A 16,854-nucleotide genomic window follows, 5' to 3' on the forward strand; every position below is an offset into this window, starting at 1 on the left:
ACTCCCGACAGGTCTCCCACACATCCGCCCCGACCAGCTCACCAGTCCACTCACCCTGCATAACAGCAGTCTGACCCCACCGGAGAACCGACGAGGTCAGAACGCATGATTTTCATGAGTCTTCTAGGCGGGAGCGACTACGGCACCGCGGATACTGACGCCGCCCACGTGGCTTTGACAGCAGGTCAGGAGCCGTTGCGTGACCTGCTGTCAAACCGCGGGCAGTGGCGCGGTCCCGATGCGGTTCACCTGCTGAAAGCTGAAGCTGCCATCTCGCCGTTCACCGGTTCGCCGCCTCAGCCGCGAGTTCCCAGTCCAGCGCCCACACCTTCACCTCGGGCCCGATGATGTCGGCGGTGACGGCGAACGCGGCGTAGCCGCTGATCGCCACCGCGCCGGTGCGCCACACCCGCCCGAGCCGCATTCGGTCCCGCAGGCGCCGCGCCATTGCAAACTACGGCTGCGCAGATGGCTGCGATGGACGACGCCGCCGCATACTTACCCAGGGCGGAGAAGTGGCGGCGATACTTCAGCGCCTGCGTTCAGAAGCCGGCCTTCAGCGGTTCCTGCGAGCTGCACCGGCCCCGACCACCACTACACCTTCGGGTAGGCGCGCGCCGGTGCCTACGCCGCCGCGAATACCCCCGCCGGGAAACCCGACGCCATCAGCCGTACCACGGGCCTGACCATCGCCGTGCTGACCAATCCCCGTGCTGAACAATCGCCGTGCTGACCTGAGAGAAGAACACTGTGAAGAACAGGTTGTCGAGTCGGTTCGGCCTGCCCAAAAACGGCGGGCTTCCCGAAAGCGCCGACTCATCCGAGAGCACCGGTCTGACGCGGCGTGCGCTGGTCGGTGGTGCGGCAGCCGCCACGCTGGGCCTGCCCGCAGCCGCCACCTTCGCGCTGCCCGCCTCCGACGCCGCCGCGGCGGCGCCGCGGACCGACTCCCCCGGCGGTGGCGACGAGGCGACGTCCCGGGAACTGGCCCGCGAAGTCCTGCTGGTCAGCGACGACGAGCAGAGCGATCTCAAGCTCGAGTACCTCAAGATCCTGATCGACGGCCGGCTGCCCGCGCCGACAGCGCGCAAGCGGGTGCTCATCGTCGGAGCCGGCGCGGCCGGGCTGACCGCGGCGCGCCTGCTCACCGCGGCCGGGCACGATGTGGTGATCTTGGAGGCCAACGGCAGTCGGGTCGGCGGGCGGATCAAGACTTTCCGCGGCATCTTCTCCGACCCGCACCTGCACGCCGAGGCCGGCGCCATGCGGCTGCCGGACGCCCACCCGCTCGTCCTCGCGCTCGGCGACAAGCTCGGCCTGACCCGCCGTCTGTTCTACAACGCCGACGTCGCCCCCGGCGCGGTGTCCACCGGCAAGATCCCGCCGGTGACGTACACCTCGTTCACCGGCGAGACCTGGACCAACGGCCAGGGCGGCACGGCGTTCAGCGCGCCGCCCGCCACCGGACTGTCCCTAATCACCTCGAACGGCCTGACCCGGACCCGGAACGCGTACGCGCAGAATCCGAGCGCGTTCAACAGCCTGTTCGGCACGGATCTGGCCACCACGACCACGGCCGCGGCGAACACGGCCTTCGCCCCCGTTCTCGTGTCCAGCACCGCCCCGATCGCCACGCAACTGGCCGGCTGGACGCAGCTCTTCCGTGATTTCGACGGTTACTCCACCCAGCGGTACCTCGTCGAGAACCAGGGCTGGGACACGGCCCGGCTGCAGGCCGTCGGCACCGTGGAGAACCTCACCTCACGCCTGCACTACTCGCTGATCCCGACCCTGTTCGACCACGCGCTGATCAGCCCGACGAACCGGTACTGGGAGTTCGAGAACGGGACCGCCTCCCTGACCGACGCCCTCGCGGCCCCGCTGAAGGGCCTGATCCGCACCAACCGCAGGATGACCAAGCTCATCCAAGACGGGCAGGGAGTGACGATCGAGACCACCGCCGAGTCGGGAAGTGAAGACTCCTGCGACGGCGCACCGATCGGCCCGGTCGAGACCTTCCACGGCGACTACGCCATCATCGCCGTCCCCTTCAGCGCCCTGCGCTTCTGCCAGTTCGCGCCGCTGATGTCCTACCCCAAGCGGCGCGCGGTGGAGGAACTCCACTACGACAGCGCGACCAAGGTGCTCCTCGAGTTCAAGACGCGCTTCTGGGAGCGCGGCCCCGGCGGCTTCACCGGCGGCGGCAACATCTCGGACTACCCGAGCCGTTTCACCTACTTCCCCTCGCACGCACCCCAGGGATCCCGCGGCGGCGTGGTGCTCGCGGCCTACTGCTGGTCGGACGACGCGATGCGCTGGGACTCCCTGACCCCGGGCGAACGCTACGCACTCGCCCTGGACGACATGGCCCGCATCTACGGAAACCAGGTCTACACCGAGTTCACCGGCGTCGGTGCCACTCAGTCCTGGGCCAGGGCCCGCTACGCCCTGGGCGAGGCCGTCGTCGTGACCCCCGGCCAACTGCACGAACTGCACCCGGCCACGCGCACGGTCGAGGGCCGGGTGCACTTCGCGGGCGAGCACACCAGCCTCAAGCCGGCCTGGATCGAAGGCGCGCTGGAGTCCGCGGTACGCACCTTCCTCGAGGTGCACGCACGCTGATCGGGTGCAGCGCCCGCGGCTCCCGCCACAGCGATGGCTTTGACAGCAGGTCAGGACCCGATGCTTGACCTGCTGTCAAACCGAGGACAGCTGGCCCCTCCAGAACCCGCAGCTCAGATGAGTCCGGCGGTGTATTCAGCTCTGGTCCGGTGCCCTCTCGATGATCAGGTCCCCGGACCCCGGTTCCAGCTCGACCGAGTCCGTCAGGTGCAGGTGGCTGCCGGGAGGCACGTCCGCCTGGGCCAAGGTGAGGCAGTGCTGGGCGAGTGACACCAGGCCCGCGGTGTTGGCCCGGACGACGACCTCGCCGGCCGCGGCATCGATCTCGATGCGGAACCCCTCCGCCCAGGCGAACCGCAGCGATCCGCCTGGTTGGTAGTCCGCTACTGTCACTCGCCGTTCCGTCATTGGATGCATCCGTTTGTGAAGTAGACGTGGTCGTTCCGGGTCACGGCCATGCGCCGGCCGTAGGGTCGGGCTGTATGTACTCGAAGTTGTAGTACGGCCCACCGCCGGCAACAAGAGGAGATCAACAATGTCCGCGACGTTGGCGCTGACGCACAAAGCAATCGGAGCGGAGGTCCGCCGCGCCACGTACGACGTCGTACTCGACGGGGAGCGCGTCGGGTCAGTCGAAGTGAACGGCACGTTCGAGACGCCGATCGAACCCGGACGTCACACCCTGCAAGTCCGCAGTGGCCGAAACTCAAGCCGAACCAAGACCTTCGACGCCGCCGACGGTGAGACCGTCGCCTTCCGATGCACCGGAAAAGCCATTTTGCCGATCTTCCTCTTGTCGTTCATCGTCCCCAGCCTGGCGCTCAGGCTCAAGCGCCAGTAGGTGCGGCTTTTCCTCCACTGAGCTGCTCCCTCGCTCCGCACTCGCGGCGCCTTCGACGGCCGCGACACACATCAGTCGAGCGGTATCACCGCGACGGGGCAGTCGGCGTGGTGCAGCGCGGTGTGCGCGACCGGTCCGATGCGCATGCCGTGCAGGTTGCCGCCGTGGCGCTGGGCTCCGACCACGAGCAGGTCGAACCCCTTGGAGGCCTCGACCAGTTCGGCGCCGGCCGGACCGGCGCCGATGAGCTCGGTGACTGCCACCTCGGAGTACTTGAACCGCCACGGCTGGACCACGGCCTCCAGGCGGATGGCCCACTCGTCCTTGACCTTGGCGGTGTTCTCGAAGGCGCTGTCGCCTTCGTTGTAGGGCAGGAACCACGGTTCGTCCCACACATGCACCACGGTCAGCGCCGCCCCGCGCTGCGAGGCCAGGGCGAAGGCGAAGTCGAAGACGCGGTCGCAGGGCCCGGCGAGGTCGACGGCGGCCAGCACCCTGTCACACGCGGGGCGCTCATCGCCGCGGACCACGATGACCGGACAGACGACCCCGGCCAGCGCCCGCAGCGACACCGAGCCGACCATCAGTCCGTCGAACCCGCCGGCCCCGCGTTTGCCGACCACCAGCAGTTCGGCGTCGCGGCAGGCCTCGACGAGCGCCGCTGCCGCGTACCCGGCCACGGCGCGGGTCTGGACGACGATCTCGGGATGGCCGGCGTGGACGACGTCCGCGGCTGCTTCCAGCAGTGTTTCGGCGGCCTCGTGGCACGCCTCTTGCGACATCTCGGGCTGCGCGGACAGCTGGCCTGCGGCCGGCCACTGGTAGGCGTGGACGATGCGCAGCGCGCCGCCCCGAGTGACGGCCTCGCGGGTGGCCTCAGCCAAGGCGCGCTCGCTGGGAGCGGTGTGGTCATAGCCGACGACGATCGTGCGATTCATAACGATGCCTTCCATGGGAATCAAGTCGCGGTGTGCGCCGGCTCACACGGTGAGGCCTTGCTGCATGGCTTCCAGGACGGCGATGCGGTCGGCGATCGGCGGGTGGGTGTCGAACAGGCGGTGCATCCGGCCGGTGTGATGTTGGAGGGGGTCGTCGATGCACATCGCGGCGGTGGCGTGGTTGGTGTGTGCCAGCGGGGTGTCGTTGGCCTGGAGTTTGCGCAACGCGCTGAGCAGTCCGGCAGGGTTGCGGGACAGTTCCACGCCGCTGGCGTCGGCCAGGGACTCCCGGCGCCGGGACAGCGCCAGGCGGATGAGCGGGCCGAACAGGAATCCGACGACGGACAGCAGCACCCCGGCGGCGAAGACCAGCAGCATCAGCTGGGCACCGTTGCGGCCGCGGGACCGCATGAAGAACGCGCTGCGCCAGACGAGCCCGGCGAGCAGCGCCGCCAGGCCGATCAGGGTACTGACCACGAGCAGCAGCCGGGTGTCGTAGTTCTTGATGTGGCTCATCTCGTGGGCCAGGACGCCTTCGAGCTCCTCGCGGTCCATCATCGCCAGCAGCCCGGAGGTCACCGTCACCGCGGACCGCGACGGGCTCATTCCGGTGGCGAAGGCGTTCGGCGAGGGATCCTCGACGATGTACACCGCCGGCATCGGGACTCCGTCGCCGAGAGCGAGCGCCGAGATCAGGTTGTACAGTTGCGCGTTCTGCTGCGGGTCCGCGGGCTTGGCTCCGGCCACCGACAGGACCAGGCGCGTCCCGGAGCGCAGGGTGAACGCGATCCCGGCCAGGGCGACCACGGCGGCGATGAGCAGTCCGAGGACGATGTCGCCGGTCGTGGCACCAGTGCCGGTGGTCCCGGCGGTGGAAGGTGACACCGCGGCGTACAGCGCCCCGATGATCGCGCCGATCCCCAGCCAGGCGAGGAAGAACAGGGCGATGTAGATGATCGTGCGTCGCTTGTTGCGGGCGATCTGCTCGTACATGGCCGGTCCCCTCAGCCGTGGGTCGGCGGCGCGCCAGGTGTGGTCGCGGCGGTGAAGTCGACGACCGGGACGTCCTTGTCGGTCTCGTCGGCCTGGAAGAACACCACAGGGTGGAAGCCGAACGGCGAGGCGATCAGCGTGCGCGGGAACGACTGCACAGCGGTGTTGTAGTCCCGGGCGCTGGTGTTGTAGTAGCGGCGGGCGTACTCCAGCTTGTCCTCGGTAGCAGCCAACTGCTCCTGCAGAGCCAGGAATCCCTCCTGGGCGCGCAACACCGGATAGTTCTCAGCGACCGCGAACAGCGAACGCAGGGAACTGCTCAGCGCGCTCTCCGCGGAGGCGACGGCCTTCGGATCTGCCGTGGCACCGGCGCTCACCGCCCGGGCGCGGGCATCGGTCACCGCCTCGAACGTCCCGCTCTCGTGGGTGGCGTAGCCCCGCACGGTCTGAACAAGGTTCGGGATCAAGTCGTGGCGGCGCTTGAGTTCCACGTCGATCTGCGACCAGGCCTCGCTGGTCCGGTTGCGCTTGCGGACCAGGCTGTTGTAGCCGAGCCCGGCGGCCAGCGCCACGACCAGGACGATTACTACGACGATGACGACTGCGGCCATGAGCATGCACTCCTTGAGTTTTCGGACCTGGCGGCGTCAGGACTCGACGGCCGGGCATCTGCGGCAGATGCTTTTCGCCAGGCTGATCTGCACCACCGACTGCTCTGGTCACCTTGACGGGGAAGAAGAGTTCGGGGTCGGTTTCCTGGCAGGCGGCGCTCTGAGGCCAGGACCTCATGTCGCCCCCCGCCCATGCATGCCCAGTCCGCACAGCTCAAACGTACGAATCGGAGCCGGATACCCGCTGCCTCCGGGATCGGCGGACGGGTCAGGTCCGCCGCGGGCGAACCCCCTGCTGATCAGCCCTGCCGATCAGGGACGTTCGGCCCTGCGGCCAGAGGCGGCGCGGCGGACACGATGGGTTCATGACCCAGACACAGCAGAAGACGGACGGCGCGCTCAAGGTCGCGATCATCAGCGAACTCGCATGGACGGCCGGAGTGGACAGCGCCCACGTCGGCGTCGCCGTCACCGACGGCGCGGTCACCTTGTCCGGGGAGGTCGAGAGTTACCCGGAGAAGCTCCGCGCGGAGAAGGCCGTGGCCAGAGTTCACGGCGTCACGGCGATCGCCGCGGAGATCACGGTCCACGGCCGCCAGACGGTCAACGACACCGACATCGCCCGGGAGGCCGGCGAGGCCCTCGACCGCGCCGTGGACGTCCCCGCCGGTTCGGTGACGGCGTCCGTCCACGATCACGCCATCACGCTGTCGGGCCAGGTCCCGTGGAACTACCAGCGCGAGGCCGCCGGACGCGCGGTACGCGACCTGCGGGGCGTGACCGACCTGCACAACACTGTCGGCGTCCGGCCCGAGGTCTCGGCCACGAACATCAAGACCTCGATCAGCGCCGCACTCGTCCGCACCGCCCGTGCCGAGGCCCGGGACACCGTCGTGACCGCCGACACCGCCGGGGTCGTCACCCTGGCCGGGACGGTCCACTCCATGACCGAACGGCGCGCCGCTGAGTACGCCGCCTGGTCGGCGCCCGGCGTGGCGGATGTCGTCAACCACCTGCGCGTTCAGAACTGACCTTGCAGCGCGGCGGGCCGAGTCGCCTCGGAGCGATCGCGGCGGCCCGGCCGGCGGTCGGCGTCCCGACTTACCTGCCTTCGGCGTCCGATGGGCCCCGGGCCGTCGATAGACGCCCGACCGAACAAGCCGGCCCATCAGCGCAGCCGTCACCACGCCACCACGCCACCACGCCACCACGCCACCCCATCACGGAGGTTGCCATGCCGAACCAGACCACAGACCGAGAACCCCGCATCGTCGTCGGAGTCGACGGATCGCCGTGCTCGAAGACAGCCCTGCTCTGGGCCATGAACCAGGCACGGCAGACCGGAGCCGACGTCGAAGCCGTCGCCGCCTGGCAGTTCCCGACCATGTACGGAGCCGGTTTCGGCTACGCGTATCCGTCCTCGACGTTCGACGGCGTCAGCGCCGCCGCCGACGCCCAGAAGGCTCTGGACGAAACCGTCTCCGAGGTCTGCGCAGAGGTGGACCAGCCGGTCAAGGTCCGCACCCGCGTGGCCGAGGGCCATCCCGCCGAAGTGCTGATCACGGCTGCGACCGGCGCGCGGATGCTGGTGGTCGGCACCCGCGGGCACGGCAGCTTCGCCGGGATCCTCCTGGGGTCCGTCAGTCAGCACTGCGTCCAGCACGCACCGTGCCCCGTCCTGGTCGTCCCCCCGGCAGTCGAGACCGCCGCATCGCAGATCCCGAACACCGATGAAGCCTGGAGCCAGTCATGATGAACACCGCGACATCGGCAAGCATGCGGATCACCATCGCCGCCGCGTCGGGCGACCAGGTGTCGCTGGGTTCGTACCCGACCTACGCGCAGGCGCAGAGCGTGATCGAGCGGCTCGCCGACCAGCAGTTCGAGGTCGAGGCGACCGAGATCATCGGCAACGACCTGCGCATGGTGGAACAGGTCACCGGCCGGTTGACGTGGCCGCGCGCGCTGATCGGCGGCATCGCCTCCGGGGCTTGGTTCGGGCTGTTCGTCGGCCTGCTCATCGACATCCTGACCACCGTGTCCTTCGGCCGCGCGATGCTTTTCGGCCTGACCTGGGGCGTGATCTTCGGCGGCGTCTACGCGACCGTCAGCTACGGCCTGATAGCCGGCCGCCGCGACTTCACCTCCCGCAGCGCCATCGTTCCGAGGCGCTTCGAGGTCCTGGTGGCCGCGACACACAGCGACCGCGCCCACGCCCTGCTGGCCGACTCATCGCGATAAGCGCGCCCGGCGATGGCTCCGCGAGGTCGGCAGGGCTGAGGAGAGACGACGATGACCGCCACTGACACAGCACCCGTCGAAAGTCCCGGGTCACCGAACGACGCCGAAACTGCCGAAACTGCCGATACGGTCGATACCGCCGAAACCGGCGAAACCGTCGACGAACGCCAACCGCTGGCCGAGCTGTACCGCGATCTGCGCACCTCGCCGAAGGGGCTGTCGGAACGGGAGACCGCCCGGCGGCGCCTGGTGTACGGCGTGAACGAGCTGACCCGGCGCGGCGGCCGGCGCTGGCCGCGGGAGCTGCTCGACCAGTTCACTCAGCCGCTGGCGATCCTGCTGGCGGTCGCGGCGGTGCTGGCGTGGGCGGGCGGCACGCCGGCGCTGTCCATCGCCGTCGTGGCCGTGATCCTGCTCAACGCCGGGTTCGCGTTCGTGCAGGAGATGCAGGCCGAGCGCGCCGTGGAGGCCCTCGCCGCGTTCCTACCCGCGACGACGAAGGTGGTACGCGACGGGGTGCGGGGCGAGATCCAAGCCCGGGACCTGGTTCCCGGCGACGTCCTGGTCGTCGCCGAAGGCGACCGGGTCAGCGCGGACGCCCGGATCATCGACGGGGACGTCCTGCTGGACCTGTCGTCGCTGACCGGCGAATCGGAACCGGTGAGCCGTTCCAGGCAGCCGACGGCCGCGCCCGGTTCGCTACTGGAAGCGCACGACCTGGTCTTCAGCGGCTCCACCTGCACCGGCGGCGAGGCGACCGCCGTGGTGACCCGGACCGGCATGCACACCGAGCTCGGGCGGATCGCCGCCCTGTCCCAGCGCGGCACCACCGAGCGGAGCCCGCTGGAAACCCAGGTGCGGCGCGCGACCTGGATCATCGCGCTCGTCGCGGTCGTGATGGGGGCGGCGTTCCTGCCCGCCGGGCTCGCCGCGGGCCTGGGCTGGAGCGCGGCGATCAGCTTCTCGATCGGGCTGATCGTCGCCAACGTGCCCGAAGGACTGCTCCCGACCATCACCTTGGCGCTGGCCGCCGGAGTACGCGAACTCGCGCGAAAAGGTGCCGTCGTCAAGCGGCTGTCCGCGGTGGAGACGCTCGGATCGACCACCGTCATCTGCACTGACAAGACCGGGACCCTCACCGAGAACCGGATGCGCGTCACCAAGCTCTGGCTGACCGGTAGCGAACTCGACGCCACGACTCCAGTCGACGATCCGCGGGCCCTGGCACTCACCCAAGCCGCAGCGGCCTGCACGACCGCCGAGGCCCCCAGCACCACCCAGCCGAACGGCACCGGCGACCCGACCGAACTCGCCCTCCTGAGACTGGCCGGCGAATTCGGCGTCGCCGTCGACCCCGCCGAACGGAAGGCCGCTCGGCGCGCGATATTCCACTTCGACGCACGCTTGAAGCGGATGTCGACCATCGATATGGACGGCGCGGCGCCGACCGTCCACACGAAGGGTGCGCTGGAGACGGTCCTGCCGTGCTGCACGCAACTACTCGACCAGCAGGGCACAGCACATCCGCTGGACGATCCGGCGCGAGCCGACTTGCAGCAGGCCATGGATCGCTACGCGGCCGGCGGCCTCAGAGTCCTGGCCGTCGCAGGACGCACGGTGGACGCCGGCCGGACCGTCCCGGACCAGCGCGAGGACGCCGAGTCCGGGCTCACCCTGATCGGGCTGGTCGCGATGGCCGACCCGCCGCGTGCCGGGGTCGCCGAAGCGGTGGTCCAGGCCCACGGGGCCGGGATGCGGATCCATGTCATCACCGGCGACTACGGCCCGACGGCGGCCGCGATCGCCCGGCAGGTCGGTATCGGCGGCCGGGACGGCCGGATCGTGGCCGGGCCGGAACTGGACCAGCTGACCGATGCCGAGTTGGACGTGGTGCTCGCCGAGGCCGGCGAGATCGTGTTCGCGCGCGCGTCCCCGGAGGCCAAGCTCCGGATCTGTGAGGCGCTGCGAGCCCGCGGTGAAGTCGTGGCGATGACCGGCGACGGCGTCAACGACGCCCCGGCGCTGCGGCACGCGGACATCGGCGTCGCGATGGGCGAGTCCGGGACCGACGTCGCCCGGGAAGCCGCGACGATGGTGCTGACCGACGACCACTTCGCCACCATCGTCGTCGCCGTCGACGCCGGACGGCGGGTGTTCGACAACGTCCGCAAGTTCGTGCTCTACATCTTCGCGCACGCGGTACCGGAAGTGGTGCCGTTCCTGGTGTTCGCCTTGTCCGGCGGCGCGGTACCCCTGCCGTTGAGCGTCCTGCAGATCCTCGCGATCGACCTGGGGACTGAGACCCTGCCGGCCCTGGCCCTGGGCCGCGAACCGGCCGAACCCGGGCTGATGAGCCGGCCGCCCCGGTCACGCACCGCGGGCGTCATCGATCGCGTACTGCTCTTGCGCGCCTGGGCCCTGCTCGGGTCGATCTCGGCGGCCCTGGTGATGGGTGCGTTCTTCTTCACCCTGTGGCGGGCCGGCTGGCACTCCGGCGACCCGACCGGGGGCGGCACCCCGCTGCACCACGCTTACCTCCAGGCCACGACGATCACCTTCGCGAGCATCGTCGCCTGCCAGATCGGTACCGCCTTCGCCTCCCGGACAGACCGGGCCTCCCTGTTCACCATCGGCCTGTGGTCCAACCCGCTGCTGCTGTGGGGCATCGCCTTCGAGCTGTTCTTCACCGCCGCGGTGATCTACGCGCCGCCGTTGCAGCACGTCTTCGGAACCGCGGCCCTGAGCCCGGCACAGCTGGCCGTCATCGCCCCGTTCCCGGTCATCGTCTGGGGCGTCGACGAACTCATCCGCTGGGCCCGTCGCAGCAGGGGCACACCCGTCGCCCCCACGACTCCCGGTCCGGTGCTTTCCCCCGCACAGTAAGGAATCCCATCATGGTGTTCGCATGGATCGTCGTCATCATCATCGTCGTGGCGGTGCTCTACCTGTCTCTGTCCGTCAGGGTCGTCAAGCAGTACGAGCAGGGAGTCCTGTTCCGACTTGGTCGAGTCAAAGGCCTCAAGGAGGCCGGGCTGGTCCTCATCGTCCCGTTCATCGACATCCTGCACCGGGTGTCGCTGCGGATCGTCACCATGCCGATCCAGTCCCAGGGCATCATCACCCGCGACAACGTCAGCGTCGACGTGTCCGCGGTGGCCTACTTCCGCGTCGTCGACGCTGAGAAATCGGTCGTGGCCATCGAGAACGTCCACGCCGCGATCGACCAGATCGCCCAGACCACCCTGCGCAAGGTCGTCGGCCAGCACACGCTGGACGAGACCCTGTCCGAGACCGACCGGATCAACGTGAACATCCGGGAGATCCTGGACGTCGCCACCATCGAATGGGGCGTCGTGGTCACCCTCGTCGAACTCAAGGACATCCAGCTCCCCGACAGCATGAAGCGGGCCATGGCCAAGCAGGCCGAGGCCGAGCGGGAGAAGCGGGCGAAGATCATCAACGCCGAGGGTGAGGCGCTGGCCGCCGACGCCCTGGGCGCCGCAGCCGACATCATGATGGCCCACCCGCTGGCGCTCCAGCTGCGCAACCTGCAGAGCCTGGTGGAGATCGGCGTGGACAAGAACACCACCGTCGTCTTCCCCGCACCTTTGATGAGCACCATCGGCGAACTCGGATCGTTCCTGGCCCACGAGACGGCTGCGGCCGGTGGCGCCCAGGCCCCGTCCGGCACGACAGCGAAGCAGGATCAGTGAGCTGTCACAACCTTGGCGATCGCTTCCGCGGGGAAGGCCGGCTCGGGAATCCCGGTGCAGACGGGACCTTCGGCTCCGACATCGCCGTCCGCCACATCGCCGTCCGCCACGTCGGTCGTGCTGCCGCACACCAACCGGGAGTTGCTCACCGGTCGATCGGTGCCGATGCCTCTGGTACCCGAGCAGGGCAGTCCGGCCCTCCAACAAGGGTCCTTCGACTCGTCCGCGAAACGCCCGACCACAGGATCCTGAGACTATCGACCAATCGGAGGCAGTCCCCATGACCAGCCAGCAGCCCGTCAGCGTGAACACCGTCCACCCAGAGCTCGCCGAGATCCCCGGGGCGATGATCACCTCGTACGCGGCCAAGGCCCTCGCCGTGCTGCGGATCGCCGCCGGCTTCCTGTTCCTGTGGGCCTTCCTGGACAAGACCTTCGGCCTGCACTACTCCACGCCGTCGGCCAAGGCCTGGATCCACGGCGGATCGCCCACCGAGGGCTTCCTGAAGGGCGTCGCCGTCGGACCGTTCCAATCGGCGTTCCACTCCATCGCCGGCAACCCCGTCACCGACTGGCTGTTCATGCTCGGCCTGCTCGGCATCGGCACCGCGATGATCGCCGGCGTCGCCGTGCGCATCGCAGCCGCCTCCGGCGTGCTCATGGTCGCCTTCATGTGGCTCGCCACCTACCCCCTCGCCCAGCACACCAGCGCTGGCGCTGCGACCTCGTCCACCAACCCGTTCGTCGACGAGCACGTCATGGACGCCCTCGTTCTGATCGTCCTCGTCCTGACCTACGCCGGCACCACCTGGGGTCTGGGCCGGATGTGGGCCAGGCTGCCGTTCGTGGCCCGGCACCGCTGGGCACTCTGATCGACCGCGGGACCGCGGGACTTGCCTGGCCGTGACCTTGGAGGTCGCGGCCAGGCAAGTCCCGCGTGGGGCGGGATGCGCAGGCGAGACGCCCATGACCTCGTACCTTTGGTCCTCGATTCGTGCGATGCTGGAAGTACGCAGCGCGCTTGGACCTGTCCAGACCACGTGCTCTCCCGCCGCGCGCGACCTTCTATGAGGCGGCGAGACACATGACAGGCCCCCACCCCCGACCTGGCCATCGTCCTTCTTACGCCGCTCAGACGAGCGTCAGCGGATGACGGCCGCCGCCCTCTCGCAGCCGGCCGCTTCCGTCCACGAAGCGGCCTCCGCTGCCTCCCTGCCCACGGCGGACGTTCTGCGCGGGCTCGGCGTGACCGCCGAGCAAGGTCTGCCGGGCGAAGAGGTCGCCCGGCGACAGGCTGAGTACGGACCGAACGCAGTCGCCTCGCACAAGGCCCGCATGCTCTCAGTGCTCTGGCACCAGCTGCGCTCACCGCTGCTCGGGCTGCTGATAGCCGCCGCCGCCGTGTCCTTCCTGGTCGGCGAGCGCAGCGACGCCGTCATCATCGGCGTGATCGTCGCCGTGTCGGTCGGCCTCGGCTTCGTCAACGAGTACCGGGCCGAGAAGGCCGCCGAGGCGCTGCACTCCCAGATCCACCACACCACAGTGGTCGTCCGCGACGGCCGGCCGGGCACGGTGGACGTCACGGCGCTCGTACCCGGTGATCTGGTCGAGCTGAAGCTCGGCGACATCGTCCCGGCCGATCTGCGGCTGCTGGCCGTCACCGGCCTGGAGTGCGACGAGTCGGTCCTGACCGGTGAATCGCTGCCCACCGACAAGCACACCGACCCGGTTCCCGCGGGCACCACGTTGGCGGAGCTGTCAGGATGCGCGCTGATGGGCACCGTGGTCCACGCCGGGAGCGCCACCGGGCTCGTGGTGGCCACCGGGCCGCGCACCGAGTTCGGCAAGATCGCCGCGGGCCTGGACACGCACCCCCTGGACACCGAGTTCCAGGTCGGACTTCGGAAGTTCTCGATGCTGCTGGTCTACGTCGCGGGCGCGCTGACCACGACGATCTTCGTGATGAACGTGGTCCTGCACAAACCGATCATCGACGCGCTGCTGTTCTCCCTGGCCATCGCGGTCGGCATCACCCCGCAACTGCTGCCCGCGGTCGTCTCCACCTCCCTGGCCGCCGGATCGCGGCGGATGAGCCGCCGCAAGGTGCTGGTCAAGCGCCTGGTGTGCATCGAGGACCTCGGCGACGTCGACGTCCTGTTCACCGACAAGACCGGCACCCTCACCGCGGGGAGGATCGACTACGAGCACGCCGTTTCCGCGGACCCCGGCGACGACGGAGCAGCAGGCCAAGAGGCCGTGCTCCGCTGGGGGCTGTTGTGCACGGAGAACTCGGGGGCCGACGGACTCGCCGTGGGCGGGAATCCACTCGACCAGGCCCTTTGGCAGTCTCCGGCCGCACAGACTCTGCACCCCGCGCTGGCCGACTACGCGCGCCTGGCGACGCTGCCTTTCGACCACGAGCGCCGGATGGCCTCGACCCTGGTCCGGGACGGCGCGGGACAGAGGACCATCGTGACCAAGGGAGCACCGGAGAGTGTCCTGGACCGGTGCGTCGACGTCCCGGAGGCGGCGCGCAAGGCCCTGGACGCGGAGTTCGCCGCCGGGAACCGGGTCGTCGCGGTGGCCACCCGGCCCGTCAGCGGAATGAGCCAGGTGACACCCGATGACGAACGAGGGCTGATCCTCGTCGGGTTCCTCGTCTTCCTGGACCCGCCCAAACAGGACGCGGCCCAGGCCCTGCGCCGGCTGGCCGACCTCGGCATCACGGTGAAGGTCGTCACCGGCGACAACGCGGCCGTCGCCCTGAAGGTCTGCCACGACCTGGGACTGGGCCGCGGCGACGCGCTGACCGGAACCGACCTCGACAAGCTCGACGACACCCGGCTCGCCGCGGCGATCGCGACGACCACCGTGTTCGCCCGCGTCAGTCCCGAGGACAAGGCCCGGATCGTGCGCGTCCAACGGCTGACCGGCGGCGGAGTCGCGTTCCTCGGCGACGGCGTCAACGACGCGCTCGCCCTGCACGCCGCCGACGTCGGCATCTCCGTCGACTCGGCGACCGACGTCGCCAAGGACGCCGCCGACGTGATCCTGCTGGAGAAGGACCTCGACGTGCTCGCCGACGGCGTCGCCGAGGGCCGGCGGATCTTCGCCAACACCATCAAGTACGTGCTGATGGGTACCTCCAGCAACTTCGGGAACATGGCCTCGGCCGCGGGCGCGTCGCTGTTCCTGTCCTTCCTGCCGATGCTGCCGTCGCAGATCCTGCTCAACAACCTGCTGTACGACACCAGCCAGCTGGCCATCCCCACCGACAACGTCGACGAGGAGCAACTCCGCAAGCCCTCGCACTGGGACATCGGCTTCATCCGCCGCTTCATGATCTACTTCGGGCCGCTCAGCTCCGTCTTCGACTTCATCACCTTCGGCGTCATGCTCTGGGTCTTCCACTCCGGCCCGGCCCAGTTCCGCTCCGGCTGGTTCGTCGAGTCGCTGGCCACCCAGACCCTGGTGATCTTCGCGATCCGCACCCGGCGCATCCCCTTCTTCCGCAGCCACCCCAGCCTCCCGCTAACCCTCGCGGCACTGACCGTGGTCGCCATCGGCGCGGTCCTGCCCGCCACCCCGCTGGCCCACACACTCGGCTTCCAACCGCTGCCGGCCGCGTACTTCGCAGCTCTGGCCGGCATGGTCATCGGGTACCTGGTCCTGATCGAGATCGGCAAGAAGATCTTCTACCGCGCCGCGGCCACCACAGCGCCCAGGACGCACGCCGACAAATCGCGTCGCAACCTTCGCCACCTGCGACGCCGCGCCGCGCGGTTCAGCACCGCCGAACGCTGACCTCGCAGACGTGACAGCGGGGTACCAGCGCGGCGGCACAGCGAAGCGCCCCGCGCCTGATAGGCGCGGGGCGGTTCGCTGTCGGCCTGCCGTCGCACGAATCACCAGGATCCCCGCGACAGATGCCCAGTCCCACTTGCCTACTTGGCAGCTGTGACCTTGATCTTGTGGCTGGCGGCCTTCACCGGCTTGTCCAGAGGAACCCGGACGGTCAGGATGCCGTCGTCGTAGGTCGCGGTGACCTTCTCGGCCTTGGCACTGTCCGGGAGCCGCACGGAGCGGTTGTACGCGCCGTAGCGGAACTCCGAGTGCTGGCGGTCCTGCTGCTGCTCGTTGCGCTCGGCATGCATGGTGAGCATGCCGTCGGTCACGACGACCTCGAAGTCCTTCGCGGAGTCCAGGCCGGGCATCTCGCCCCGGACGACGTAGGCGTCGGTCTCGTAGTGGGTCTCGATGCGGATGCCGTACGGCGACTGCGGTCGGATGCCGAACAGCTGCTGCAGCGGATCGGTCAGGTCGCTCAGGTCCGGCATGGCCGGGAACTGTGCGCGGCGAGTGATCTCGCTCATGGGAACTCCTATCCAGAAGACGTATCCGCCTTCTGCTCACCCTCCACACAACACCGAGCACGGATATCAGAGCAGTGCCATAGGTCCTGGCATATCCGGGACCTATGCCTGCGCGGCGCCGTTCGCTGCTTGTAGTGCGCAATCAGTGCGCCTAGGATCAAATCAGATGCTTCACAGAAGGGCAGCCCCGCCGAGTCCCGGTCAGGCCCGGACCCCGTCGGTCCCGGTTCCGCCGTGCTGCCTGCCTCAATGGCAAGGTGGCTCACACATGACCTCCCGCGTTCGGGCCGAGAAATCATCGACGCCCAGTGCCATGGAAGCCGATGCAGATGTGGACGCCGAGCGGGAACGCATCGCCGGCGGCCTGAACGACGAAGTGATCCACTCCATTTTCGCGGCCAGCCTGCACCTGCACGGCGCGCTGGCCCTGGGGTCCAGCGACCAGGTCCACGATCGGGTACAGGCCTGTGATGGCCGGAAATTCGGCCACCGGGCTTGAGCATGACAGGTCGTCCCACGCGAA

The 16,854-nt window shown here is 69.1% G+C and carries 16 protein-coding genes; 10 read left to right on the forward strand and 6 right to left on the reverse strand.

The window, feature by feature from the left end:
- Positions 1 to 280: 280 nt before the first annotated feature.
- Positions 281 to 448: a hypothetical protein gene (locus tag KGQ19_RS15585; protein ID WP_212009858.1), complete on the reverse strand. Its 168-nt coding sequence runs from the start codon at positions 446 to 448 to the stop codon at positions 281 to 283.
- A gap of 302 nt (positions 449 to 750) precedes the next feature.
- Here KGQ19_RS15585 and KGQ19_RS15590 point away from each other — a divergent pair, with 302 nt between their 5' ends.
- Positions 751 to 2,622 carry a flavin monoamine oxidase family protein gene (locus KGQ19_RS15590; protein WP_212009859.1) on the forward strand — a complete coding sequence of 624 codons (1,872 nt, stop codon included), beginning with the start codon at positions 751 to 753 and terminating at the stop codon, positions 2,620 to 2,622.
- 135 nt (positions 2,623 to 2,757) lie between these two features.
- Here KGQ19_RS15590 and KGQ19_RS15595 read toward each other — a convergent pair whose 3' ends face one another.
- Positions 2,758 to 3,015 carry an Imm32 family immunity protein gene (locus KGQ19_RS15595; RefSeq protein WP_307856429.1) on the reverse strand — a complete coding sequence of 86 codons (258 nt, stop codon included), beginning with the start codon at positions 3,013 to 3,015 and terminating at the stop codon, positions 2,758 to 2,760.
- A 142-nt stretch (positions 3,016 to 3,157) separates the two neighbouring features.
- Between KGQ19_RS15595 and KGQ19_RS15600 the strand changes: the two genes are divergently transcribed.
- Positions 3,158 to 3,463, forward strand: a complete 306-nt coding sequence (locus KGQ19_RS15600; RefSeq protein ID WP_212009861.1) for a hypothetical protein — start codon at positions 3,158 to 3,160, stop codon at positions 3,461 to 3,463.
- 71 nt (positions 3,464 to 3,534) lie between these two features.
- Here the strand turns inward: KGQ19_RS15600 and KGQ19_RS15605 are convergent, their stop codons facing one another.
- Genes KGQ19_RS15605 through KGQ19_RS15615 form a run of 3 tightly spaced genes read right to left on the reverse strand, consistent with a single transcriptional unit; the run spans position 3,535 to position 6,005 of the window.
- The gene (locus KGQ19_RS15605) at positions 3,535 to 4,401 is read right to left on the reverse strand and encodes a universal stress protein (protein WP_212009862.1); all 867 of its coding nucleotides are present in this window, start codon (positions 4,399 to 4,401) and stop codon (positions 3,535 to 3,537) included.
- Positions 4,402 to 4,443: 42 nt separating this feature from the next.
- Positions 4,444 to 5,394 carry a M48 family metallopeptidase gene (locus tag KGQ19_RS15610; protein ID WP_212009864.1) on the reverse strand — a complete coding sequence of 317 codons (951 nt, stop codon included), beginning with the start codon at positions 5,392 to 5,394 and terminating at the stop codon, positions 4,444 to 4,446.
- An 11-nt stretch (positions 5,395 to 5,405) separates the two neighbouring features.
- Positions 5,406 to 6,005 carry a LemA family protein gene (locus KGQ19_RS15615; protein WP_212009865.1) on the reverse strand — a complete coding sequence of 200 codons (600 nt, stop codon included), beginning with the start codon at positions 6,003 to 6,005 and terminating at the stop codon, positions 5,406 to 5,408.
- 365 nt (positions 6,006 to 6,370) lie between these two features.
- Here KGQ19_RS15615 and KGQ19_RS15620 point away from each other — a divergent pair, with 365 nt between their 5' ends.
- The 7 genes from KGQ19_RS15620 (at position 6,371) to mgtA (ending at position 15,762) form a co-directional block, all read left to right on the forward strand.
- On the forward strand, positions 6,371 to 7,036 hold the full coding sequence (locus tag KGQ19_RS15620) for a BON domain-containing protein (protein ID WP_212009866.1): 666 nt from the start codon (positions 6,371 to 6,373) through the stop codon (positions 7,034 to 7,036).
- Positions 7,037 to 7,239: 203 nt separating this feature from the next.
- Positions 7,240 to 7,758, forward strand: coding sequence for a universal stress protein (locus KGQ19_RS15625; protein WP_212009867.1), 519 nt, complete (start codon positions 7,240 to 7,242; stop codon positions 7,756 to 7,758).
- On the forward strand, positions 7,755 to 8,246 hold the full coding sequence (locus KGQ19_RS15630; protein ID WP_212009868.1) for a YflT domain-containing protein: 492 nt from the start codon (positions 7,755 to 7,757) through the stop codon (positions 8,244 to 8,246). The genes KGQ19_RS15625 and KGQ19_RS15630 overlap by 4 nt, the downstream gene beginning before the upstream one ends.
- 51 nt (positions 8,247 to 8,297) lie before the next feature.
- Positions 8,298 to 11,129: a cation-translocating P-type ATPase gene (locus tag KGQ19_RS15635; protein WP_212009870.1), complete on the forward strand. Its 2,832-nt coding sequence runs from the start codon at positions 8,298 to 8,300 to the stop codon at positions 11,127 to 11,129.
- Positions 11,130 to 11,140: 11 nt separating this feature from the next.
- Complete coding sequence (locus KGQ19_RS15640; RefSeq protein ID WP_212009871.1) at positions 11,141 to 11,959, forward strand: slipin family protein; 819 nt, start codon at positions 11,141 to 11,143, stop codon at positions 11,957 to 11,959.
- 280 nt (positions 11,960 to 12,239) lie between these two features.
- The gene (locus KGQ19_RS15645) at positions 12,240 to 12,830 is read left to right on the forward strand and encodes a hypothetical protein (RefSeq protein WP_212009872.1); all 591 of its coding nucleotides are present in this window, start codon (positions 12,240 to 12,242) and stop codon (positions 12,828 to 12,830) included.
- A gap of 277 nt (positions 12,831 to 13,107) precedes the next feature.
- Complete coding sequence (mgtA, locus tag KGQ19_RS15650; RefSeq protein ID WP_212009873.1) at positions 13,108 to 15,762, forward strand: magnesium-translocating P-type ATPase; 2,655 nt, start codon at positions 13,108 to 13,110, stop codon at positions 15,760 to 15,762.
- A gap of 140 nt (positions 15,763 to 15,902) precedes the next feature.
- Here the strand turns inward: mgtA and KGQ19_RS15655 are convergent, their stop codons facing one another.
- Complete coding sequence (locus tag KGQ19_RS15655; RefSeq protein ID WP_212009874.1) at positions 15,903 to 16,331, reverse strand: Hsp20/alpha crystallin family protein; 429 nt, start codon at positions 16,329 to 16,331, stop codon at positions 15,903 to 15,905.
- Between the two features lie 268 nt (positions 16,332 to 16,599).
- On the opposite strand from KGQ19_RS15655, the gene KGQ19_RS15660 reads away from it, so the two are divergent.
- Positions 16,600 to 16,830 (forward strand): histidine kinase, encoded by a 231-nt coding sequence (locus tag KGQ19_RS15660; RefSeq protein WP_212009875.1) that lies wholly within the window; start codon positions 16,600 to 16,602, stop codon positions 16,828 to 16,830.
- The last annotated feature ends 24 nt before the right edge of the window (positions 16,831 to 16,854 follow it).

This window comes from Catenulispora pinistramenti (genome assembly GCF_018274385.1).
In the GTDB taxonomy this organism is placed as follows: Bacteria; Actinomycetota; Actinomycetes; order Streptomycetales; family Catenulisporaceae; genus Catenulispora; species Catenulispora pinistramenti.